21 protein-coding genes and 2 pseudogenes are annotated in these 22,390 nt (G+C 57.0%); 18 read left to right on the top strand and 5 right to left on the bottom strand.

The window, feature by feature from the left end:
• Positions 1-4 precede the first annotated feature (4 nt).
• Both APR53_05480 and APR53_05475 read right to left on the bottom strand, forming a co-directional pair.
• Positions 5-271 carry a hypothetical protein gene (locus APR53_05480; GenBank protein KQC03384.1) on the bottom strand — a complete coding sequence of 89 codons (267 nt, stop codon included), beginning with the start codon at positions 269-271 and terminating at the stop codon, positions 5-7.
• A 36-nt stretch (positions 272-307) separates the two neighbouring features.
• Positions 308-751, bottom strand: a complete 444-nt coding sequence (locus tag APR53_05475) for a hypothetical protein (GenBank protein KQC03383.1) — start codon at positions 749-751, stop codon at positions 308-310.
• A 141-nt stretch (positions 752-892) separates the two neighbouring features.
• Between APR53_05475 and APR53_05470 the strand changes: the two genes are divergently transcribed.
• Positions 893-1,645 carry a F420-0--gamma-glutamyl ligase gene (locus APR53_05470; GenBank protein KQC03382.1) on the top strand — a complete coding sequence of 251 codons (753 nt, stop codon included), beginning with the start codon at positions 893-895 and terminating at the stop codon, positions 1,643-1,645.
• On the opposite strand, the gene APR53_05465 is transcribed toward APR53_05470, so the two are convergent.
• Positions 1,646-1,804 carry a preprotein translocase subunit SecG gene (locus tag APR53_05465; GenBank protein KQC03418.1) on the bottom strand — a complete coding sequence of 53 codons (159 nt, stop codon included), beginning with the start codon at positions 1,802-1,804 and terminating at the stop codon, positions 1,646-1,648.
• Between the two features lie 41 nt (positions 1,805-1,845).
• Here APR53_05465 and APR53_05460 point away from each other — a divergent pair, with 41 nt between their 5' ends.
• The 7 genes from APR53_05460 to APR53_05430 all read left to right on the top strand — a co-directional run bounded on the left by APR53_05460 (position 1,846) and on the right by APR53_05430 (position 8,285).
• Entirely contained in the window at positions 1,846-2,895 is a 1,050-nt protein-coding gene (locus APR53_05460) for an amidohydrolase (protein KQC03381.1), read from the top strand.
• A gap of 35 nt (positions 2,896-2,930) precedes the next feature.
• Positions 2,931-3,359 (top strand): universal stress protein UspA, encoded by a 429-nt coding sequence (locus tag APR53_05455; GenBank protein KQC03380.1) that lies wholly within the window; start codon positions 2,931-2,933, stop codon positions 3,357-3,359.
• A gap of 23 nt (positions 3,360-3,382) precedes the next feature.
• Positions 3,383-4,243, top strand: coding sequence for a transcriptional regulator (locus APR53_05450; protein KQC03379.1), 861 nt, complete (start codon positions 3,383-3,385; stop codon positions 4,241-4,243).
• A 116-nt stretch (positions 4,244-4,359) separates the two neighbouring features.
• On the top strand, positions 4,360-5,001 hold the full coding sequence (locus tag APR53_05445; GenBank protein ID KQC03378.1) for a proteasome subunit beta: 642 nt from the start codon (positions 4,360-4,362) through the stop codon (positions 4,999-5,001).
• A gap of 25 nt (positions 5,002-5,026) precedes the next feature.
• The gene (locus APR53_05440; GenBank protein KQC03377.1) at positions 5,027-6,916 is read left to right on the top strand and encodes a hypothetical protein; all 1,890 of its coding nucleotides are present in this window, start codon (positions 5,027-5,029) and stop codon (positions 6,914-6,916) included.
• Between the two features lies 1 nt (position 6,917).
• Positions 6,918-8,012, top strand: a complete 1,095-nt coding sequence (locus APR53_05435) for an MFS transporter (GenBank protein KQC03376.1) — start codon at positions 6,918-6,920, stop codon at positions 8,010-8,012.
• A gap of 81 nt (positions 8,013-8,093) precedes the next feature.
• The gene (locus APR53_05430) at positions 8,094-8,285 is read left to right on the top strand and encodes a hypothetical protein (protein ID KQC03375.1); all 192 of its coding nucleotides are present in this window, start codon (positions 8,094-8,096) and stop codon (positions 8,283-8,285) included.
• A gap of 86 nt (positions 8,286-8,371) precedes the next feature.
• On the opposite strand, the gene APR53_05425 is transcribed toward APR53_05430, so the two are convergent.
• Positions 8,372-8,824, bottom strand: a complete 453-nt coding sequence (locus APR53_05425; GenBank protein KQC03417.1) for a deaminase — start codon at positions 8,822-8,824, stop codon at positions 8,372-8,374.
• Between the two features lie 17 nt (positions 8,825-8,841).
• Positions 8,842-11,094 carry a hydrogenase expression protein HypA gene (locus tag APR53_05420; GenBank protein KQC03374.1) on the bottom strand — a complete coding sequence of 751 codons (2,253 nt, stop codon included), beginning with the start codon at positions 11,092-11,094 and terminating at the stop codon, positions 8,842-8,844.
• A gap of 225 nt (positions 11,095-11,319) precedes the next feature.
• On the opposite strand from APR53_05420, the gene APR53_05415 reads away from it, so the two are divergent.
• From APR53_05415 to APR53_05370, 10 genes and pseudogenes are all read left to right on the top strand, one after another.
• Positions 11,320-12,858, top strand: a complete 1,539-nt coding sequence (locus tag APR53_05415; GenBank protein ID KQC03416.1) for a beta-ribofuranosylaminobenzene 5'-phosphate synthase — start codon at positions 11,320-11,322, stop codon at positions 12,856-12,858.
• Between the two features lie 102 nt (positions 12,859-12,960).
• Positions 12,961-13,878, top strand: coding sequence for an ABC transporter (locus APR53_05410; GenBank protein ID KQC03373.1), 918 nt, complete (start codon positions 12,961-12,963; stop codon positions 13,876-13,878).
• Between the two features lies 1 nt (position 13,879).
• Complete coding sequence (locus APR53_05405; protein KQC03372.1) at positions 13,880-14,668, top strand: ABC transporter permease; 789 nt, start codon at positions 13,880-13,882, stop codon at positions 14,666-14,668.
• 152 nt (positions 14,669-14,820) lie between these two features.
• Entirely contained in the window at positions 14,821-15,924 is a 1,104-nt protein-coding gene (locus APR53_05400; GenBank protein KQC03415.1) for a radical SAM protein, read from the top strand.
• 157 nt (positions 15,925-16,081) lie between these two features.
• Positions 16,082-16,810 (top strand): ABC transporter ATP-binding protein, encoded by a 729-nt coding sequence (locus APR53_05395; GenBank protein KQC03371.1) that lies wholly within the window; start codon positions 16,082-16,084, stop codon positions 16,808-16,810.
• A 13-nt stretch (positions 16,811-16,823) separates the two neighbouring features.
• Positions 16,824-17,519, top strand: a complete 696-nt coding sequence (gene livF / locus APR53_05390) for an ABC transporter ATP-binding protein (GenBank protein KQC03370.1) — start codon at positions 16,824-16,826, stop codon at positions 17,517-17,519.
• A gap of 287 nt (positions 17,520-17,806) precedes the next feature.
• Positions 17,807-18,544: pseudogene (locus APR53_05385) on the top strand.
• 77 nt (positions 18,545-18,621) lie between these two features.
• Positions 18,622-19,572, top strand: a complete 951-nt coding sequence (locus tag APR53_05380) for an iron ABC transporter (protein KQC03369.1) — start codon at positions 18,622-18,624, stop codon at positions 19,570-19,572.
• Positions 19,569-20,828, top strand: coding sequence for a hypothetical protein (locus APR53_05375; protein KQC03368.1), 1,260 nt, complete (start codon positions 19,569-19,571; stop codon positions 20,826-20,828). The genes APR53_05380 and APR53_05375 overlap by 4 nt, the downstream gene beginning before the upstream one ends.
• A 159-nt stretch (positions 20,829-20,987) precedes the next feature.
• Positions 20,988-22,390 (top strand): annotated as a pseudogene (locus APR53_05370).

Below are 22,390 nucleotides of genomic sequence, written 5' to 3'. Positions count from 1 at the left end.
GGTATCACACCTGACTGCGAACCCAGCGTGCATATTCCGTCCTCAACCGCTCTTTCTCATCCCGGTTGAGATCGCTTTTTCCGGTTTCGTCAAGGAATTTCTCGAGTTTCTGCACGAGCGACTCTGCTTCGCTGTGTGACGGGACGTCGAGGTATGCCGGTGCACGTGCCACATCAATAGCCGCTCCGCAGACGGGGCAGAGTTTCCATCGCTGAAACCGGTCGACATAGGTAAATGTGCGGCAACCCGTACACCGAATTACCATATACATAGCATGCGATTGGTACGTCACGTCAGATAAAGAATGTTACCCCCTGCCATACCTGCTGACGTCGAAAAGCTCCGCATCAGGCAGGACAAAAAAGTCTTCCGCACACCGCAGCAGGTTTTCCCGGTAGTGTGCATCGCGAACGGGCCGGGGAAACGGGCGGGGCCGGATGACAATCAGACGTCCCCCCGCCTCGAATTCCGCACGCACATCGGGATCGTCGATGACAACGATGTTCTCCTTGCCAAGCGTACAGCCGCTCGATACCTGGATACCGTCGACCATGCACCGTTCGGGTGAACGGGCGGGGCAACAGACCCGTGCGGATATCGAAAAGGGATCGTCGCAGAAATGATCGCGCACGTACCGCCCGATCCGGTAACCAAGAACAAGGAAGGGGCCGATATGGGCATGAAACGCCCCGAGCTCCCCGAGCGTGTAATCCCGCGGACGAATTGCCGGCGGGCATGCGGAATGAACCATTATCAGGATGTTTGGTTCGGGATATAGTTATTGGCTTCCCGCATGGGCACCCTAGTGCCCGGCGGCCGGAACGACATCATCCCTGCGAATAAGGCCCTATGGGAAGTTTTTTGGGGGTTCAGCGGCTGATGCTCTATACATATGCACATCGAGATACTTCCCGTCGAGGGGCTCCCCCTCATACACGAGGGCGATAAGCTCCCGTCGCTCATCTGCGACCGCGTCGCGATGCAGGACGGCGATATTCTCTGCCTCGCTTCATCGGTGTATTCAAAGTCCAGAGGACATACACGCTCTCTCGCCGCCATCGAGGCAGGTGCGCGGGCATGCCGGATAGGAGCGGCATGCGGAGAAGATCCCCGGTTTATGCAGGCGGTGCTTGACGAGTCGACGGACATCCTTCTCGACCACCCCTTTCTGCTGACCCGCCTTCCGCACGGCCACGTGGGCGTCCGTGCCGGTGTGGACCAGAGCAATGTGGAGGACGGAACGGTGATCCTGCTCCCGCCGGATCCGAACGGAGCGGCGGAGGAAGTCAGGGAAGAAATCCGTACGATTACGGGAAAGGATATCCGGGTTATCATCACCGATACCTGCGGGCGATCGTTTCGGCGCGGGCAGACAGGGATCGCAATCGGGTGGAGCGGAATGCCGGCAATCCAGGACTATCGGGGGGATCATGACCTCTTCGGGCATGTGCTGAAGATCACGGAAGAGGCCGTTGTGGATGAAATCGCAGGATTCGCCAATTTTGTCATGGGCGAAAGCAACCGGGGAGTCCCCGCTGTCGTATTCAGGAACTGCCCCGTATGGCAAGGGCACGATAACCTGTACTTTGGACAGGACAAGGATATTACACAGAATGCACTGAAAAAAATGCAGAATCCGCTCTGATCAGAGCAGCATGTTGAGAACAAGCGTGATCAGCCCGATCACTCCCGCGATGATCAGTACCGCGACGGGACTGATATGGAATGAACGGCGGTCCTCGCTCTCATAATACGTGACAAGACCCGCCGACGATATTAACCGTCCGCCACTTTTTTTTGCCATATACCTATAATGTGGGAGTCTCCATATATAAATCAGCATCCATGGATCCTGTACAGGCCAGTTGTGTCGTTGAAGGACGGGCATTTGTCGGGGAGGAACTCCTTCTCCGTGATGTCGCCATAACCGTCGAAGCGGGACGGATCCTCTCCATCGATGAGACCACTCCCCGGGACGGCCCCTGGATCTGCCCCGCATTTTTCAATGCGCACACGCACCTTGCCGACACTGTCGCGCTCGACGTTCCCGCATCCGGGGACCTTGCGTCCCTCGTCGCTCCCCCTGCGGGGCTAAAGCACCGCCTGCTTGCCGCCGCAGCACCCGCCGCGATTCGGGAGGCGATGCGCTCCTCGATCCGGAGTATGATCGCGTCCGGGACAACAGGATTTGCCGATTTCAGGGAGGGCGGCGCCGATGGCGTGTCCCTGCTCACCGAGGCGGTGGAAGGGCAGCCGTGCCGGGCGGTGATCTTCGGACGCGACGGGGGGGAGAGGATCGCCGACGGAGTGGGCGTTCCGAGTTACCGGCCGGACCCGGGACTGGAGGCGGCTGTCGCGGACGCCAGACGGCAGGGAAAATTCGTTGCATTCCATGCCGGGGAGAAGGATGCGGACGATATCGAGGGAGCACTGTCCTTCGGGCCCGATCTGCTGGTCCACTGCACGCATGCAACCGATACGCAGCTGAAGCGGATTGCAGACGAGGGGGTACCGGTCGCCGTCTGCCCGCGCTCGAACTGGTCACTCGGTGTGGCGATGTCACGCTCCCATCCCCCGATCAAACGAATGCTGGATCTCGGGTGCCGTGTCCTGCTCGGAACGGACAACGTGATGTTCGTCCAGCCGGATATGTTCCAGGAAATGGCTTTTACCGCATGTATCTACCGGATTCCGCCCGCCGACATCCTGCGCATGGCAACCGCAGGTTCGTCACTCTTCACCGCCCCTCACTATATTTCCGAGGGGAACCCGGCTGCGTTTTTCACGGTGGATCCCCTGCGCGCAAATTTCCGGTACAGCCATGATCCGCTCGCGACGGTTGTGAAACGCATGAACCAGGGACTGATTGGACGAATCATTTATAGTATGCGGTAAAAATAATATACAGACCTAATTTTTGAGGAGAGTCAATGTTTCATAAAATCCTGGTCGCCATTGATGGCTCGGATGTGAGTAAAAGATCTCTGCAGACCGCCATTGACGAAGCAAAGGTCTGGAATGCAGAGATCCATGCGGTCTATGTCATTGAGACCGGCATGCTCTCTTCCATCCCCATCGATAATACGCTTGAGGTTATCTACAACCTGCTCGAAAGCGAAGGCAATCTGACAATGGACGAAAGCAGAGAGACCGCATCACAGGCTGGTGTGGAACTCACGACGCATATCAAACAGGGACACGCAGGAAATGAAATTCTCAAACTCGCCGACGAGATCGCTGCCGATCTTATCGTTCTCGGGTCGCACGGAAAGAGCGAGATCGACCGGCTTCTTCTCGGGAGTGTCACGTCCCACGTCGTAAGAAACAGCACGGTTTCAACAATGGTGGTGAGATTATAGACACGAAACCAGTCCGCGACTTTATGACGGGGGACGTCGTCTGCGTGGAAATTCCGGGAAACAGGGACGATGTGCTCAGAATTCTGAAACGGACGGGCATCAGCGGTGTCCCGGTCCTGAAAGAAGGAAAAATTGTCGGCATCATCACCCGAAAGGATCTGCTCAGGAAACCGGATGAGACCCAGCTCGGGCTTCTCATGACACCGGACCCTGTCACGATCCACCCCGATGCCCACATCCGTGAAGCGGCAATCCTGATGATAAAACACAATGTCCGCCGTCTTCCTGTCGTGGATTCCGGGAAACTCCTCGGGCTGATCAGTGTCGCGGATTTGATCGGGGCCATCGCACAAATGAAGATCGAGGAGGAGATCAAATCACGGTATACCTGCCACACCTTCGCTTTGTGGGAGGAAACGCCGTTGCCGGTCGTCGGCAGGATCATGGAGATCTCCGGCTTCGATGCGATTCCCATACTCAACGAGGAATCGCAGCTCACCGGCATCATCTCGGAACGCGACCTGATCCGGCATGCATGCATCGAGGATTCGGTACAGGTGAGCGATTTTTCAAACGGCACTGATGATGACGAATGGACGTGGGAGAGCATCCGCGACATGCACTCCATATCCTACGGAATATCCCGGATTCAGCTTCCCGACAAACCGGCAAAGTCGGCCATGGTCCGCGACGTCGTTGCCATGCCCGTCAATTCCGTGATCAGCGAATGCGCATTGAAGATGAAGCGGACGCGGATCGATCAGTTGCCGGTGATTAACGGCGATAAACGGCTTGTTTCGATGCTCTTTGACAGGAACGTGATAAGGGTTCTCATCCCCGAATCGATTGTCCTGGGAGGAGTTTTCGACACCTGCCGGATGTAATACTTTTTCAGGCCGTTAAAATCAAATAACAATAACCTTTATGGATAATCGTATCATTGTATAGTCTGAAACCTTTTATTATCTTTATATCGTGTAATCCCGGTGGAGGAATCCAAATGCCTGAACTTTCCAATGAAATTTATAAGGGGACAACGACAATAGGGCTCGTCTTTGATCAAGGAGTCGTGCTCGCCACCGAAAAACGAGCGACAATGGGCAACCTTGTGGCAAGTAAAACAGCAAAGAAAGTATACCAGATTGCCGACCGGATCGGTATGACAACTGCCGGAGGCGTGGGAGATGCGCAGCAGCTTGCCCGGCTGATGCGGGTTGAATGCAACCTCTTCCAGGTCCGCAGGGGGCGCCCGATAACGGTAGGTGCGACATCCACTCTTCTCTCCAACTACCTCAACCAGAACAGGTATTTCCCGTTTTACGTGCAGCTCCTTGTCGGGGGCATTGATGAGACCGGCCCTTCCGTCTATTCGGTGGACGCGATGGGGGGTGCCTCCCGGGAGGACGATATGGTCGCTACCGGCTCGGGGTCGCCGTTTGCATACGGTGTGCTCGAAGATCGATACCACCGTGACATAACCGAGGAGGAGGCCGTTGATCTCGCCGTGAGGGCACTGAAATCGGCAATGCGCCGTGACGTCGGATCCGGCGAGGACATCAGCATCGTCGTCATCACCCGGGAAAAATACGAAGAAACAAAATTACCCGGGCTCGGTAAAAGCCCGATTCAGGCAACCAACTAACATTTTTTTATTGAGGACGATTTTAATGCTTATTGAGGAGCGATTACAGGATCTTAAGGAAAAGATCAATAACAAAATACCCGCAGGGATTACGATTTCGGAAGTCGAATTCGAAGGGCCCGAACTGGTCATCTATACCGATGATCCGAAGAAGTTCGCTGATCAGGCCGACCTCATTAAAATCCTTGCCCGGGATCTCCGGAAACGCATCGTGGTCCGCCCGAACGTCCTCGAGGATCCCGAACGGGCGGCGGTGAATATCCGTAACGTCGTCCCGGAAAACGCCGGTATCACCGATATTTTCTTTGACCCCGACACCGGCGAAGTACTTGTCGAGGCGGAAAAGCCGGGTGTCGTGATCGGGAAGAACGGTGCCACGCTCCGTGAAATCACCAAGGAGATCGGGTGGACGCCGAAGGTTGTCCGGACGCCCCCCATCGAAAGCGTCACGGTAAAACAGATCCGGCAGTTTCTTCGCTCCGTCAAGGATGAACGAAAAGAGTTCCTCAGGACCATCGGGAGGCGCATCCACCGCGACATCACCCGCAAGGAGAACTGGGTGCGGGTCACGACACTCGGCTGCTGCAGGGAAGTCGGCCGGGCCGCATTCCTCCTTTCGACTCCCGAGTCGAAGATACTCATCGACTGCGGAGAGAAGCCCAGCAATGTAAACGGATTTCCCTATCTCGGTGTTCCCGAGATCCAGCCGCTTACCTCGCTCGATGCTGTCGTCATCACCCACGCCCATCTTGATCACTGCGCACTCGTACCCCTGCTTTTCAAGTACGGGTACGAAGGGCCAATCTACAGCACTCCGGCAACCCGCGATCTCTCGGCAATGCTCCAGCTCGACTACATCGACGTTATGAACAAGGAGAACAACCGCGTGCCGTACTCCTCGACGGAGGTCCAGCAGTATATCAAGCATTCGATTACGCTGAATTACGGCAGCGTGACTGATATCGCACCCGATATTAAACTCACCTTCCACAATGCCGGGCACATCCTCGGATCTGCAATCGCCCATTTCCACATCGGGGAAGGGCTCTACAACATTGCATTCACGGGCGATTTCAATTACGGCAAAACACGGCTTTTCGGACCCGCCACGGTACAGTTTCCCCGCCTCGAAGCGCTCTTCATGGAAAGCACATACGGCGGCTCGGGCGATATGCAGCCCGCACGGAAAGACGCCGAAGAACTGCTCTACGATACCGTGTCCCGTGTCGTGGAGCGGGGTGGGAAAGTCATCATCCCCGCATTCGCTGTCGGGAGATCGCAGGAAGTGATGCTTGCACTCGAGGAAGGGATACGGCTCGAGAAAATCCCGAAGGTGAAGGTCTATCTCGACGGGATGATCCGGGAAGCGACGGCCATCCACACGACCTATCCCGAATATCTCAACAGCGACCTGCGCACACAGATATTCCGGGAAGGAATGAACCCGTTCCTTTCCGACTGTTTTGTCCAGGTGGACTCGCCCAAACTCCGCGAGGAGGTCATGAACGCCGACCCCTGCGTGATCATCACCACAAGCGGTATGCTCAACGGCGGGCCGGTCATGGAGTATCTCAGAAACCTCGCATCCGACGAGCGCAACGCGCTTGTCTTTGTCGGGTACCAGGCTGACGGGACCATGGGGCGAAGAATCCAGAAAGGATGGCGTGAAATCCCGACCGGGAGGCGTGAAACAATCGTGATCAATCTCGAGATTGTGACCGTCGACGGTTTTTCGGGCCATTCTGACAGGAAACAGCTCATGAACTACGTGACGCACCTGCATCCCCGTCCCGAGAAGATATTTACCATTCATGGTGACGAAAACAAGACGATTGATCTGGCCAGTTCCATCTATAAACGCTTCCGCATCGAAACTCATTCGCCCATGAACCTTGAAACCTATCGAATGGTCTGAAATGAGACAGTCAATCACCCTGCTCTCCGGCATTTTCATCGTGATGGCAATCTCCAATGCCATCGTACCCGTCCTTCCCTCCTTTGCACAAGCCGAACCCGCTCTCCAGGGTGCGATATATTCCGCCTATTTTTTCGGAGCGTTTCTTACTGTACTCCCCGCCGGCCTGTTAAGCGACCGGATCGGAAAAACTCCCCTGATCCGCCTCGGCCTGCTTCTTACGTGCATGTCGGGGATCCTGATCATACTCTTCCCGGCCGTCCTGCCGGTTCTCGCCGCACGGACACTCGAAGGGATTGGTGCGGGGCTGTTCGTGCCGTCCGCACTGGCATGGATTAATTCGCAGCCGAATCACCGCAGCCTGAGCGGACATTTTATCGCCGCCCTCAATCTCGGTCTCCTGACCGGTCTCCTCGGGACCGGATGGCTCGAAATGAGCATGGGTGCGACGGGTGGCGTGGTCCTCTTCACCGCCCTCTCCGCCGTTCCGCTAGTCATGAGCGCCTATATTTCCGAAGTGAGAGAAGAGGAACGCCGGAAGGTGCATCTTGCGGAGACATTCCGCGTTCATTTCTGGCTGTATATCTCCACCGTTGTGCTTATCGGGGTCACCGGCGTGGTCACCGCTCTCTATCCGGAGTTTACCGGCGAATCTGCATCGCTCCTGTCCGTCCAGATCGGGATGATGCACGCGGCAACCATGGCGACATCACTTGCCGCGTCACGCCTCTCGTTCGAACCGGTGCGGACCGTCCGGATATCGGCCCTTCTCATGGCCACGGCGGTCATGCTCTCCTTCGTGGCACCGTCACTGGGGCTGTATGCGGTGCTCCTGATGTTCGCCGTCATCGGCGGTGTGGCGGGATTTATTATCAATGCCCAGCTCGCGTATCTCGGCGCAATGGGCGTGCAGCAGGGAGCGCTGATGGGCCTTTTCAATACAGCCACCTATGCGGGAATGACGCTGCTCCCGTTTGCAGCGGGTATCATAGCGCAGACATCCGGATTTGCACCCGCCTTTTTTGTAATGGCACTCACAACCGCATCCATGGCATTCACGATCGGCCGGTGCCGGTGTGGCGATGCCGCCCACTGATACCGGGCCCCTCCCTTTTTCCGGCAAGACGGGGAGTCCTCCATCGTAAGGTTTATTTTTTTATTCGGTTCACCTGACATTGTGGGAAAAAGGAATACCTACGATTATTTCAACGATGGTGTGGACTTCTTTGAGGAGAAGGAATACCGACGCCAGAAACGGGATGTGAAAGGTTCCCGGGACAAAATTAAAAACACCCGCAACCACCGGCATCCCGATGACAGACAACGGAAAAGCCAGAGCAAAATGACACAATTCGACGATTATTATTAAGCGATGTCACGGACATAGCCGATTCCCCCGGATACTACATTTCACTTCTCTGTTTCTTCCCGGAGCGGAGCGGCCGCTGCCGCCGCTCAGTACGGCCCGCTCCGCCCTTCGGACACCCATTCCAGGAAGAGGGCGATGCATTCGTCCCGGCAGACTCCCTGCTCGAGCGTAATTTCGCTCCTCCCAAGCCGGGCCATCATCGCGTTTGAGACATGCAGCTCGTGAAAACCGAATCCCCGTGCATCCCGGATGGAGGCGCCCGAGACGATCCGTCCGATTCGTGCCCAGTGGCAGGCGGCAAAACACATCGGGCAGGGCTCGCAGGTGGCATAGATTGTCGCACCGGCGAGATCAATGGTCCCCCGGGCCCGGCAGGCACTCCGGATGGCAAGTATCTCCGCATGCGCCGTACTGTCGCTCTGTTCCCAGACCCGGTTGTGGTCGCAGGCAATGATCTCCCCGTCCATGACAATACAGGCCCCGAAAGGCGTCTGTCCCTCCGAAATCCCCCGGCGTGCGGCCGTGATGGCGCAGTGCATGAAGTAATCGTCCGTCGTCATGCTCCCTTTGCTCCCACAAGCTCGACGGCGGCATGATCTCCCTCCGGCCGTCCCCCTCTCCCCATCAGGGAGAGCACGGCGGGCATGACGATGATGGCCCCGATAAGCGAAAAGCCGACGGTAATCACGGTCACGGCACCGAAATTCTTGATGATATTAAACGTAGAGAGCAGGAGGGCCGAAAAACCGAATACCGTCGTCATCCCCGACACGGTGACCGCGGTCCCGATCTTCTGGACGGATTCGCGGATCGATTCAAATACATCCCGGCCACGGTCCCGCTCCTCCATGCTCCGCTCCATAATCAGGATCGTATATTCCGAGGCCACACCTATTGTCATGGAGCCGAGCGCAGCGGTCATGGGTGAGTATTCTATGCCGAGGAGATACATAATCGCCCCGTTCCACCCGACGATCATCATGATGGGAATCAACGGCGAGATCGCATTCAGGCGGCGGTACACTATCAGGAGAAATGCAAATATCAGCCCGAAACCGAGGAGCGTCATCCGTGTCTTTCCCTGATTGATCTGATCGATGAGGGACGTGAACATGTCGAGTTGTCCCGTCGGTGAGACGGTGATACCCGGCGGTGCCTCTTTCCAAACAATGTCCCTCGAAATCCTGTCGACCAGCGAGAGCGCAACCTCGTTTTCCATATCCATGAGAGAGAACTGGATGACGGTATCCATCGTGCCGCTGACATAGGCATTCTTTGTCTCCCGGGGAATCCGCGCGAGCACCTCCTCCACACCCGCGTCGGTGGAGGGCATGACCCCGCCGTTGTACTGCATGAGGTACGTCACAATACTCGTCGCACCGGTAACCTTGTCGTTTGAGGATACTTCGTACTCGGAGAACTCTTTAATCCAGCTGAGTGTGTCGATATCGAGGACACCCGCCCCGCGGACGTATACGGGGAGCGTCTGGGTCGATCCCATCGTCCGCGTGACTTTTTTCAGATCCACAACAGCGGGCATGTCAGGGGGAACAAAGGTATCTTCATTGGTATTAATCGGAATCGTCTGGTCGATCTGGATTCCGACGATTGCGACGAAACCGAGGATCAGGACCACGGGCAAGGGATGTTTTGCAATTTTGAGGGCGAGGGTCCCGAGGAAGGAATCGTACATATCCATCGCGCCCCGCCTTCCCGCACCCCGCACCTCTTTCGGACGGTACGCGATGAGCGTGCCGAACGTCGGAACCATCACCAGTGCTGCGATATAACAGGAGACCACGCCGATGGTGCAGGTCAGCCCGAAATCCTGCACCATCGGCACAGGGGAGATATACATCGCGATAAACCCGAGCGACGTCGCGATCATTGCGAAGAGTATGGCGGGGCCGGACCGGGTGAGGGTCGTTAGAATCGCCTCGGGCAGGGGGGATTTCCGCGACTCTTCATCGAACCGGGTATGGAACTGGATCGCATAGTCAATGCCGATCCCGATAAGCACCGGGAACGCTCCGATCACAACCATGCTGATAGGAATTCCGGCGATCCCCATGATACCGAAGGTGAGGATCAGGCCGCATGCCACGACCGCAACGGGAAGCAGGCGGTACCGGACATGAGAGAAGAGGAGGCCGACCGCAAGGATCATGAGCAGCATGGCGGCGGAGATGAGTACTCCCATCGAGGCCCCGATCTCCTCTCCCATCTGTTTTTCGAATGCCGAATCGCCCGTCACCGTTACGCCGACACCGGGCGGCGGATCCGAAAGCCGGAGTATGGCATCGATATTGTCGAGCACGGCATTCCGAACATCCGCGGAGACACCCGGTTCGAGCGTTATGACGCTGATGGTAAGCAGTTCCGACGGAAGGTACCGTTCGAGCAGGTAGGGGGGGAGCGACTCTTTCGCCAGGATGATATCGGCATAAGATTTCGGGACTTGGCCGTTGTTTATCTGTTTGATCAGATCAACGATGCTTGATATTCCCGCAATATACTGCTCGTTTCCGATATCGGCCTCAATGCGATCGATATAGGCAAGGACTTCCGGATTCGTGACGTCGTCCGCCTCGATTATCAGCATGACCATATCGGTGCTGAATGTATCCGTATATTTATCGAGAAGCATGCCCCGCTCGGTGGATTTGTCCATGTACGTGTCGGTTCCGGTCTCCATGGAGAGCAGGGTCATCCCCCAGAGTGATACGAAAAAGATGGCAGCAATCGCCCCCGCGACAGCATACGGGCGGCCGGTAATGATACGGGCGAGCACGGCAAAGGGTCTGTCCACGGATATCCCTCGATTTCTTAATAGTGAACCCGGAAACCAGATAAATTATTTGTCGCGAACATGACAACAAAATTTACGGAACAGCTCTCCGCGAACAGGCATCCCATATCCCGGCACAGTCGGATCCTGCCGGGAGCAGCGATCAGCGGTCTCTGCCGGAGAGGGTACGCGCTCCCATACATTCATTGTAATGAAGGCCGCACTCTGAATCAGGGTAGGAACGACATGGCGTACAATGCATTTTTCCGGAAAATTTCCGAGATCGAGGAAAAGGTTGGGCCCCTCTCCCCCCTCCAGAAAATACTGCTCACGACCGATGGCTCTGTGACGGGACTCCTGGAAGCCATAAGCGGCCATGAGGTGGCCGTCCGGACACGCTTCCAGGAAGTGGTATCCGCCGACAGCGAATGCAGCATGTCACTCGATGTCGCGCCGGGGCAGGCAGTGAATCACCGTGTCGTTGAACTGCAGGATTCCGAGACAGGTGATGTCCTCATCTATGCCGTTTCGGATACTCCTCTCGCACGGCTCCGGTCCGAATGGCAGAACGACCTGATGCGTGCAGACATTCCCATCGGAAAAATCCTCAAAAAATACGAGATCGAGGGGCGCAGGGAACTCCTCGACGTAAGGATGACAAAGCCGGATCCCGCACTCTCCCGTGTATTCGGAATCGGAGGCGACGACCGCCTCCTCCGGCGGAAGTACCAGATTATCCATGACGAAGCCCCCCTCATCCATATCGAAGAGATATTTCCACTCTCCTCGTTTTCAGGAGAATCGGGTGTTATCGTAAAAGCTCCCTCCCGGCTTCACATAGGGCTTATCGACCTCAACGGCGGGCTTTCGCGGGTGGATGGCGGCATCGGTGTTGCACTTGACCATCCCGACACCCTCCTTGAAGCCCGCCGTTCTCCCGTCCTGTCGGTTAAGGGGGGCGATCCGGACGCAATCCGGAGGGTGGAAGACGTGTCCCGGGCACTGCTCTCCCGCCTCGGCGTGCAGGGCGGAGCATCGATTACCATTTACCGCTCTCCGCCCCCGCATATCGGGCTCGGTAGCGGTACTGCCCTTGCGCTCGCTGCTATCAGGGCACTGTGCGATCTCTACGGGATGTCCGTGCCGGTGCGGGAGATGGCGCTCATGGCAGGCAGGGGAGGAACGTCAGGGATAGGTACGGGTGCTTTTTCAGGAGGAGGTTTTCTCGTTGACGGAGGCCATAGTTTCGGTGAAAACGGGGAGAAAAAGGATTTCCTTCCCTCATCATTTTCGCAAGGCACGCGTCCCCCCCCGGTGGTCGTCCGTCACCCGTTCCCGGAGGACTGGCAGATACTGCTAGCGACACCGCATCTCCCGGAAACCATGTTCGGAAGGCGTGAAAAGGATGTGTTCCGGAAGTTCTGCCCGATCCCCGCACAGGAGGTGCAGCAGATCTGCCATCAGCTGGTCATGCGTATCCTTCCCGGGATCGCAGACCATGATCTCGATCTCTTCGGCGCCGGGATCAACCATCTGCAGGATGTCGGATTCAAGCGTGTGGAGATCTCCCTGCAGCCCCCCCTGATTTTCGGACTCCTGGCCGCCCTGCGTGAGGCCGGGGCAGCCTGTGCGGGACTGAGCTCTTTCGGGCCGACCGTCTATGCGATTGCCGATACGGGGCTCGGTGAGATCGAGCGCTCGGCACGGGAGGCGCTCGGGGAGACGGAGGTTGCGATCACCCGCACCCGGGCAGATAACGACGGCGCCATGGTACGTGCCGCCTGAGGACAGGGGGTGGCTCTCTCCTCCGAATAGGGGATTGTTCCCCCTACCGGCATCTTCCGACAGAAGGTTTCATCCGGTCCGCCATCAATCAGTTTTCTACCGATGGCACCCCCACCCCCCGTCATATCCGCACGGAATCTCACGAAGTACTATGGCACCGAACCTGCCGTGAACGGCATCAGTTTCGATGTGGAGCCCGGCACCGTTTTCGGGTTTCTCGGGCCGAACGGTGCGGGAAAGACGACCACGATGCGGATGATCCAGTGCGTCTCCCCGCGTTCGGGGGGATCGCTCTCCGTGTATGGAATGGACCCGGACGTCCGGCCGCGTGCCATCAAGCAGTGGCTCGGTGTGGTGCCGCAGGAGACGAACCTTGATCCCGAATTCACCTGCCGCGAAAACCTGTTCGTGTATTCCCGGTATTTCGGCATTGAAAAACGGGAGGCTGAGCGGCGGATCGAAGAGCTGCTCGCATTCGTACAGCTGACGGAGAAACAGGACGTCAGGATCGAACACCTTTCCGGCGGGATGAAGCGGCGGCTTCTCCTTGCCCGGGCGCTCGTCAACAACCCGCAGCTCCTGATCCTCGACGAACCGACCATCGGGCTCGATCCGCAGGCACGCCACCTCATCTGGGAGAAGCTCCGGGAACTGCAGGCGGACGGCAATACGATTGTGCTCACCACCCACTATCTCGAAGAGGCGGAACGGCTCTGCGACAACCTTCTCATCATGGACGGCGGTTCGATCCTCGTTGAAGGGGCGCCGGAAACACTTGTAAAGGAGCATGCAGGAACCGAGATAGTCGAGGCGGAACCCAAACCCGAGGTGATCGCCTGCCTCGATGCCATGGGAGCGGATTACGAGGTAATAGGCGACGTGGTCGAGGTGATGACGGATCGGTCACGCGAAATAGCGCGGCGGCTCTTTGAGGAGTGCAACCCCGGCAGGGTGTTTGCCCGACGGGCGACGCTCGAGGATGTGTTTCTCCGGCTGACGGGCCGGAACCTGAGGGACTGACATGCGTCCCGGATCATTTCTCACGCCCGACATCTCGCGTGCGGCATGGACAGTCTGGCGGCGAAACAGGGATGTCTTTTTCAAGACGTACCGTGTGAATTTTCTGCCGCCGATGCTCGAACCGGTGCTGTATCTCATCGCGCTCGGTATCGGGCTCGGTTCGTTCGTCGGGGATATTGACGGTGTCCCGTATATCCGCTATATCGCCCCGGCACTGCTCGCGATCTCAGCCATGAACTCGGCCTTCTTCGAATGCACCTACGGCTCGTTCGTGCGGATGTACTACATGAAGACATTCGACGCCATGGTGTCGACTCCCCTCACCATCGACGAGGTGATCGCGGGCGAACTCCTGTGGGGTGCCACGCGGAGCTTCATCTACGTCTCCATCATGCTCCTCATCCTTATCATCTTCGGTGTCGTCGACGTTCCCGCCTCTCTCCTCGTCATCCCGTTCTCCTTTGCCGCCGGACTCCTTTTCGCGAGCATCGGCATGTGCTTCACCGCACTGACTCCCGGCATCGATGAGCTCAACTACCCGTCGTTCCTTTTCATCACGCCGATGTTTCTCTTTTCGGGAACCTTCTTCCCGCTCTCGGTGCTGCCCGATCCTATCCGCTATCTCGCCCTCGCCCTCCTGCCGCTGGCCCACGTAGTCACGGTCACCCGCTCGCTTACCCTCACCGACATCACTCCCTTCATCCTCGTGAGCCTCGGTTGGATAGTGCTGGCAACCGCCGTCTTCTTCCTGCTTGCCATTCATCTGATGAAGAAGCGGCTCGTCACGTGAGGAGGAAACCAACCCCTTGAGCATGCACGGCACGGCAATTTTTTTGTTTTTTACACATCCGCCGCTATCTCAGGGTCTTTTGGAGATGTCCATACGTCCCCTGAGAAGATATTTAAATCAGGAATTCGTTGGTACCCTCGATCGTTTCCGTGATATCTTCACCGCGATATATACATCGCATTGATAAAATCGCACAGCTGACGGAGGAAGAGCGTGATGCACTGAAGCGCGTGGAAGAGAAATTTGCCTTCCGCTCCAATGACTATTATCTTTCGCTCATCGACTGGGATGATCCCGACGATCCCATCCGGCGCATCATCATCCCCGATATCGCCGAACTCGAGGACTGGGGGAAACTGGATCCCTCCGAGGAAAGCCGCTATGTGGTCGCTCCCGGGCTGGAGCACAAATACGACCAGACGGCACTCATTCTCGTAAACGACATGTGCGGAGGCTTCTGCAGATACTGTTTCAGGAAACGCCTGTTTCTTGAGAAAGGAAGGGAAATTATCCGGGACATATCGCCGGATATTGCATATATCGCTTCTCACCCCGAGATCACCAATGTGCTGCTCTCCGGGGGGGATCCCCTGTTTCTCTCCACATCGCGGCTCGATGCGATCGTGAGGGAGGTGCGTGCAATCGACCATGTGCGGATTATCCGTATCGGGACGAAAATGCCCGCGTATTATCCGTTCCGCATCATCACCGATCCCTCGCTTATCACGATGATCCGGAAATACAGCACACCCGACCGGCGTATCTACGTGATCACGCAGTTCAGCCACCCGCGTGAGCTTACCGATGCCGCTGTACAGAGCATCGACATGCTCCTCGGAGCGGGTGCAATTCTCGCAAACCAGACACCGATCCTCCGCGGGGTAAACGATGATCCGGACGTCCTTGCCGAACTCTTCAGAAATCTGTCGTTTGTCGGCGTAGCGCCGTATTACGTGTTTCAGTGCCGCCCGGCTCTCGGGAACCGCCATTTTGTCGTGCCCGTCGAAGAAGCATACGGAATCATCGAGCATGCGAAGGCACAGTGTTCAGGGCTTGCCAAGCGGGTCACTTTTGCGATGTCGCATAAATGCGGAAAAATATCGGTCGTCGGTGTCGATGAGAATCATACGTACTTCAAATTCCATCAGGCTGCAGAACAGCAGGATTTCGGAAAATTCATGGTATTTTGGAAAAATCCGGATGCGCTCTGGTTTGATGACTATACTGATCTGGTATCCGAATCATATATCGGGTAGAGGAAGGGAGAACGCACACCGGCGATTCTCCATTTTTCCGGGAATCTTGCAGGTTATATGATCTTCCGGTGCAGCCGCTATCCGTGTGCATCACCAATAAGTTAATAGTGTCATATGTTAACATATGTCATGTTAACAGGTGACATGGTGGTGGGTCATGCTCGAAGTGCAGGGCGTTGTGAAGAAATTCGGCGGACTGGTCGCGGTCAACAATGTGGATCTCACCGTCCGCAAAGGTGAAATTCTCGGGCTCGTTGGTTCGAACGGCGCAGGCAAAACGACGCTCTTAAATATCATATCGGGCATCTGCCGGCCGGATTCGGGTTCCGTGTATTTTAAGGATATGAATATCACCGGCATGAATCTCGACAAAATCTGCAAAGCCGGAATCTCAAAGACATTTCAGCACGCCCAGCTCTTTCCCGGGCTGACAGCCTGCGAAGGGGTGACGGTGAGCGCGCTGTTCGGCAACCATCACCGCCTCCGGCGCGATGATGCCGAACGGGAGGCACGGGCGCACCTGACATTCGTCGGACTGCCCCCGGAAAAACATGACACTCCCCTCGCACACCTGAACATGATCGAACTGAGGAGAGTCCAGCTTGCCCGGGCCCTGGCGTCGCAACCGCAGATCCTCCTTCTCGATGAGCTGACGACCGGCCTGAACCCGAGCGAAGGGACCGAAGCAATCCAGCTGATACGGAAGATGCGGGACCGGGGGATCACGATTGTCATGATCGAGCATGTCATGCGGGTGATCATGGGAGTGTCCGACCGGATTGTCGTGCTGGATCAGGGGGAGAAGATCGCCGAAGGGACGCCAGAAGAGATTGTCCGGAACCCGGCGGTCATCGAATCCTATCTCGGAAAAAACTACGCTCAATAAAGGATGTCTTTGCGTGCTTGATATTTCCGGACTGGATGTACATCACGGGAACCTCCATGTCATATGGGATCTCTCCCTGCATATCTCCGGCGGAGAGATCGTGACGATCCTCGGTTCAAACGGTGCGGGCAAAACCACCGTCGTGGAGACAATCTTCGGGTTGAATAAACCTGATTTGGGAACGATCGTATTTCAGGGCAGGGATATTACGGGGCTTTCTCCTTTCGAGATTGTCAAACGGAAAATTTCCCTTGTACCGGAGAAGAGAGAACTCTTTCCAAAAATGACGGTCCGTGAAAACCTTGAACTCGGCGCGTTCGCAACACAGCGGGAGACGGCCGATTACGACCGGATTTTCGACCTTTTTCCCATCCTCCATGAGCGGGAAGGCCAGCTTGCCGGAACGCTCTCCGGCGGTGAACAGCAGATGCTGGCGATTGCACGGAGTCTCATGGCGGCGCCCGATATGCTCGTGCTCGACGAGCCGTCGCTCGGGCTCTCACCGAAACTTGTGGGAACCGTGCTCGATACCATTCATGACCTGAACCGGAGCGGCCTTACCATACTCCTTGTCGAGCAGAACGTCAGGAATGCACTCGAGATATCGCACCGCGGCTATGTACTGGAGAACGGCCGTATCGTGGGCTCGGGCACGTCCGATGAGCTGCTCGGGGACGAGCACGTGAAAGCCGCATACCTCGGGGCATAGCAGAAAAAACGCGGGTTCCTGCCGCAATGGCAGCAATCCCGAACCGGACCGCCGCACCCGCACCGGGATCGCACGGCATCTGTGTGCAGCCCCATGCTGTTTCCCGCACCGTTACCGGATGACTTCGTGCGTTTGGCCGACCCATTCATCGTTTTTTATAGCGTATAACCGGCACGATCCGCGTGAAGCAGCCGGAGCGGGCTGTTCAATTGGATTAGACTTAAATCAATTTTTATTTATCTTAGGGAAAACCATGCTTCTTGCATGTCACGACGGTGGAGCATGTGATGCGGCGCACGGAATCACCCCCGGTGTATGGGTGCTCGACCTATGCCTGCTTTAACGAAACGCTCGCAAAAGCGCTTGAGCAGATCGCCGCCCGGACCACCCTCGCGGAGATCCTCTCGGATACCACCCACTGCATCCTTCGAAACGCGGAGGTTTGTGCCTGCTTCGACCTCCGGTACACCGTCCATGCCCCCTGCGCCGATATGAACATTGCATGCCACCACGAGCGGATACGGCGTGCATCGATCGAGGTGATCGCAGAGGTTGCCGCGATCTGTGACGATATCAGTGCCGAACGGCTCGTAATCCACCCCGGTTACTGCGAATCGGTGTATGGATCCGGGATGGAGCGTTCGGCACGGGCGCTCGACCGTTCGCTTGCGGAACTCGCGGAACTACAGGCGGAGCGGGAGGTTGTCTTTACGATCGAGAATCTTGGATCATGGGACATCTGCCATTTTCGCGATCCTTCGCTCCTCGACCGGCTCGACGAACTGGGCCTCGGATTCGTGCTCGACGTGGGCCATGCTCACCTCAACGGCAATCTCGAATCCTTCCTCGCCGCATCGTCACCCGTCCACGTCCACCTCCACGACAACAACGGCATACAGGATGACCATGCCGCATGCGGATCGGGCACCATCGATTTCCCCCGTGTGCTCTCATCGATACCGCCTGATGCGACCCTCATCATCGAGACGGCGGATATCGGGGCATTTGACGAGAGCATCAGCTACTTCGAGTCCCTTTTCCTCCATCCGCACGGAGAGAAAACGTCTCGGGATCGGGAAAAAAAATTGGAAGAACCCCAATCATGAAGCCACGCACTGTATTCACAATCGCTGTTCTCCTTGTCATGATGCTGGTGAGCGTGCTGATCACCGTCACAATGGGACCTACGGAGCTCTCGCTGCAGGCGATCCTCACTGATCGCACCGCATCGATGGTTTTCTTCGATATCCGCCTCCCGCGGGTCATCACCGCCTTTCTGGTCGGGTGCGGGCTTGCCGTGGCGGGTACCGCCATGCAGGGACTCTTCAAGAACTCGATGGCCGATCCCTATATCATCGGCACGTCGTCCGGCGCAGCGTTGGGGGCGGCGGTTTCCATTGTGCTGCTCGGGGCGAAGGGACTTCCGATTTTCGCCTTTATCGGGGCAACCGGCGCCACTTTCACGGTCTATATTCTCGCAACCCGCAAGGGGAGGGCACCCGTTGAAACCCTTCTCCTCACGGGTGTCGCGCTCTCGATGTTCTTCTCGGCTTTTCTCTCATTTCTTATGTATTCAGCCGGAAACAGCCTTCACCAGATCATATTCTGGCTGATGGGCGGTTTCTGGACCGTTGAATGGTCCGACGTCCGGACCGCCCTCCTGATCCTTATCGGAAGCCTCGTTCTGTTCGTCTTCTCCCGTGACCTCAATATCCTCTCGCTGGGGGAGGAGGAGGCAGTACATCTCGGCGTCAATGTAGAGCGTCTCAAGAAGATACTCCTTTTATTCAGCTCCTTTATCACCGGAATCGCTGTCTCTATTGCCGGAGCCATCGGGTTCATCGGCCTCATCACCCCCCATATCATGCGGCTGATCGTTGGGCCCGACCACCGGCTGCTCCTCCCCTCCGCAATGATCGCGGGAGGGCTCTTCCTCCTCTGGGCTGATACGATCGCACGGAGTTTTGCAAACGAGATGCCGGTGGGAGTCATCACCTCGTTCGTCGGCGCCCCCTTCTTTGTCTACCTGCTCAGGAGGAGGATGAACGCATGATCGATGTAAACGACATCGACGTCGGGTATGACGAGATCGAGAGGATCCTTTCGCACATCTCGTTCAAGGTCGCCGATGGGACGTTCTTCGGCATCATCGGTCCGAACGGGTCGGGAAAGACGACGCTCATCAAGGCACTCAGCAGGATCCTCATACCCCGGTCGGGTGCCATCTTCCTCGAAGAGAGGGATCTTGTTGGCTTCTCATATCGTGACCTCGCCCGTGAGGTGAGCGTTGTACCGCAGGAGACCTCCATCTCCTTTGATTTCACCGTCGAGGACATCGTGATGATGGGGCGTCACCCCTATCTCACCCGGTTCTCCTCCGAGACGCCGGAGGATCTTGAGATAGTCCGCCATGCCATGGAGCTGACAAATACCCTCCGGTTCAAGGACCGCTCCGTCAACGAGATTAGCGGGGGGGAGCGGCAGAGGGTGATTATCGCCCGTGCTCTCGCCCAGCAGCCGAAAATCCTGCTGCTCGATGAAGCCACGTCCCACCTTGACATCAGCCACGAAATGGAGATCCTCTCGATCATCACCAATCTCAAGGGCGAGGTGACAGTCGTTGCCATCTTCCATGACCTCAACCTCGCCGCCCTCTACTGTGACGAGCTCGTCCTGCTCAACGAAGGCCGGATCGTGAACATAGGCACACCAGCGGAAGTACTGACCCGTGAGAATATCCGGGAGGTCTACGGGATCGATGTGCTCATCAGGATCAATCCTGTGACCCGCGCACCCTATGTCATCCCGATCATGGATGAGCCTGGCCCTCACGGAGGCGAACTGAAGGTCCATCTCATCTGCGGAGGCGGGGCGGGCACTGATATCATGTACCTCCTCAACCACAAGGGCTATCGTGTCACAACAGGCGTCCTCTGCGTCAACGATTCGGACTTTACAACCGCACAGGAGCTGAACATACCGTGTGTAGCCGCACCCCCCTTCAGCCAGGTCGATCCTCCCGCCCTCGCTGAATGTGAACGATGGCTTTCCGATGCCGATGTCGTGCTGGTGACCGATATGCCCGTCGGGCCGGGCAACATAGAAAATATCAGGATTCTCACACGCTATCCCGGCGAGCGTATCATCATGATCAGGCGGGAGGGCGGGGAGAAGGCATCCGGGGATTTCACCGGTGGAGAGGCGGACCGGATCATCGCGGCGCTGAAAGCGGATGGCGCCCGCACCGCAGGATCTCACGAAGAGCTTCTTTCGCTTCTTCTCACCCCGGCAACGAAAACGAAGCGATGATGCGCCGGAGACGGACAGATTCCTGCCCCTCCTGACGATAAAATCGTGGTGTACCGCAAATCCAAAAATATGAAATAAAAACATTTTTAATTGTTATAAAGTATACTTGATCCAACTAAAATTATATGGAGTTAGTTCCAGATGAAGACATGGCAACAGATGATGATCGGTATCATACTTCTTACACTTGTGACCATTCCGGTATCGGCTGATTACCCGATGTTTCATGCCGACACACAGCGCACAGGACTGGCGGCTGGGGACGGGCCGGTGACGGAGGCTGAACTCTGGAGCACCACGACCGCCGAGTGGGCGGACGGGTCTCCGGTCGTCGCCGACGGACGTGTGTACGTCACTACATGGCCGGACATGGACTTCGGCGATGGCGAAGAGCTGTACCTCTACTGCCTCGATGCAACCACCGGAATCGAGATCTGGAAGAACCCGCTTGGAACCGGCGCGGGATCGGTCTCGGGTGCCGCAATCGCAGACGGGAAAATCTTCGTCGGCGGAACGGACAACCGTCTCTACTGTATCGACAGTACCGACGGATCCACGCTGTGGAGCGAAACGGTCGATGACCATCCCTATTTCGGCCTCTCCTGCAGCCCGCCCGTCGACGGCGGTCGTGTGATGGTCACCGCCCGCCACTCCGGCACATTTCATTCCTACTCACTCGACGGATCGCCGCACTGGACGTTTCAGACCGGCGGCGGTGTCTCACAGTTCACTTCCCCCGCCGCAGGCGGAGGACTGGTCTACTTCGCCGGCAACGACAGCACGCTCTACTGCGTTGATCCAGGCGCAAAGAGCGAAGAATGGAATGTAACCCTTGACGGGACGATCATGTCCACGCCGGTGATCGGCGCAGGCATTGTGTATGTCACGACCGGCGAAACGCTCTACGCACTCTCCGCCTCAGACGGAAGCGAGGTCTGGAATAAGAATATCGATGCAAGTTTTGCGACCCCCGCCCTTGACGGCGATTCCCTTTACGCGGGAGCAGCAGACGGGTTGTACCGGTTCGCAGCCGATACCGGTAACCAGGGGTGGCATTTTGCATGCGCCAAAGTGGACTGCTCCCCTGTGGTGGCGAACGGAATCATCTACATCGCCACCAACGAGCAGACGGGAAAACTCTACGGCGTGGAAGCCGCGACAGGGACAGAGGTGTGGCGCTACACCCTGCCTTCGGCCGGTGGCGGCACATATGCAGCATTCTACTCCTCCTCCCCAGCAGTCAGCGACGGCGTCCTCTACATCGGCGCGGAAAACAACCGTTTTTACGCGTTCGGCGAGGGAGCGGCGGCAGCACCCGTCGAGCCCGAGATGATCTACAGTGGCGCTGTGACCCTCACCGAAGGCGAGACATTCGACTTCGTACCATCGAACAACGCATCGGCATCCTACGAAATGGACCGGACAACCGATATCGGCGCACTTGACGCCGCAGCCACCGCAGGCGGGTTCACCTTCGCCGCTTCCGACGAGTGGTATGCCTCATTCGGGTCCTTCCTCCTCGAGGAGATCGACGGAGTCGCCAACGAGGACTGGACACAGCC

The sequence above is a fragment of the Methanoculleus sp. SDB genome (assembly GCA_001412355.1).
Taxonomy (GTDB): domain Archaea; phylum Halobacteriota; class Methanomicrobia; order Methanomicrobiales; family Methanomicrobiaceae; genus LKUD01.
The sequence above is the reverse complement of the archived record's forward strand: the minus strand, read 5'-3'. Positions and strand labels throughout refer to the sequence as shown.

Excerpts from the sequence above, each read along its gene's own strand:
- APR53_05460 (KQC03381.1), top strand. The coding sequence starts at position 1,846 with ATGGATCCTGTACAGGCCAGTTGTGTCGTTGAAGGACGGGCATTTGTC.
- APR53_05480 (KQC03384.1), bottom strand. The coding sequence starts at position 271 with ATGTATATGGTAATTCGGTGTACGGGTTGCCGCACATTTACCTATGTC.
- APR53_05445 (KQC03378.1), top strand. The coding sequence starts at position 4,360 with ATGCCTGAACTTTCCAATGAAATTTATAAGGGGACAACGACAATAGGG.
- APR53_05415 (KQC03416.1), top strand. The coding sequence starts at position 11,320 with ATGGCGTACAATGCATTTTTCCGGAAAATTTCCGAGATCGAGGAAAAG.
- APR53_05425 (KQC03417.1), bottom strand. The coding sequence starts at position 8,824 with ATGCACTGCGCCATCACGGCCGCACGCCGGGGGATTTCGGAGGGACAG.
- APR53_05380 (KQC03369.1), top strand. The coding sequence starts at position 18,622 with ATGAAGCCACGCACTGTATTCACAATCGCTGTTCTCCTTGTCATGATG.
- APR53_05465 (KQC03418.1), bottom strand. The coding sequence starts at position 1,804 with ATGGCAAAAAAAAGTGGCGGACGGTTAATATCGTCGGCGGGTCTTGTC.
- APR53_05375 (KQC03368.1), top strand. The coding sequence starts at position 19,569 with ATGATCGATGTAAACGACATCGACGTCGGGTATGACGAGATCGAGAGG.
- APR53_05440 (KQC03377.1), top strand. The coding sequence starts at position 5,027 with ATGCTTATTGAGGAGCGATTACAGGATCTTAAGGAAAAGATCAATAAC.
- APR53_05405 (KQC03372.1), top strand. The coding sequence starts at position 13,880 with ATGCGTCCCGGATCATTTCTCACGCCCGACATCTCGCGTGCGGCATGG.
- APR53_05395 (KQC03371.1), top strand. The coding sequence starts at position 16,082 with ATGCTCGAAGTGCAGGGCGTTGTGAAGAAATTCGGCGGACTGGTCGCG.
- APR53_05410 (KQC03373.1), top strand. The coding sequence starts at position 12,961 with ATGGCACCCCCACCCCCCGTCATATCCGCACGGAATCTCACGAAGTAC.
- APR53_05475 (KQC03383.1), bottom strand. The coding sequence starts at position 751 with ATGGTTCATTCCGCATGCCCGCCGGCAATTCGTCCGCGGGATTACACG.
- APR53_05435 (KQC03376.1), top strand. The coding sequence starts at position 6,918 with ATGAGACAGTCAATCACCCTGCTCTCCGGCATTTTCATCGTGATGGCA.
- APR53_05470 (KQC03382.1), top strand. The coding sequence starts at position 893 with ATGCACATCGAGATACTTCCCGTCGAGGGGCTCCCCCTCATACACGAG.
- APR53_05450 (KQC03379.1), top strand. The coding sequence starts at position 3,383 with ATGACGGGGGACGTCGTCTGCGTGGAAATTCCGGGAAACAGGGACGAT.
- APR53_05455 (KQC03380.1), top strand. The coding sequence starts at position 2,931 with ATGTTTCATAAAATCCTGGTCGCCATTGATGGCTCGGATGTGAGTAAA.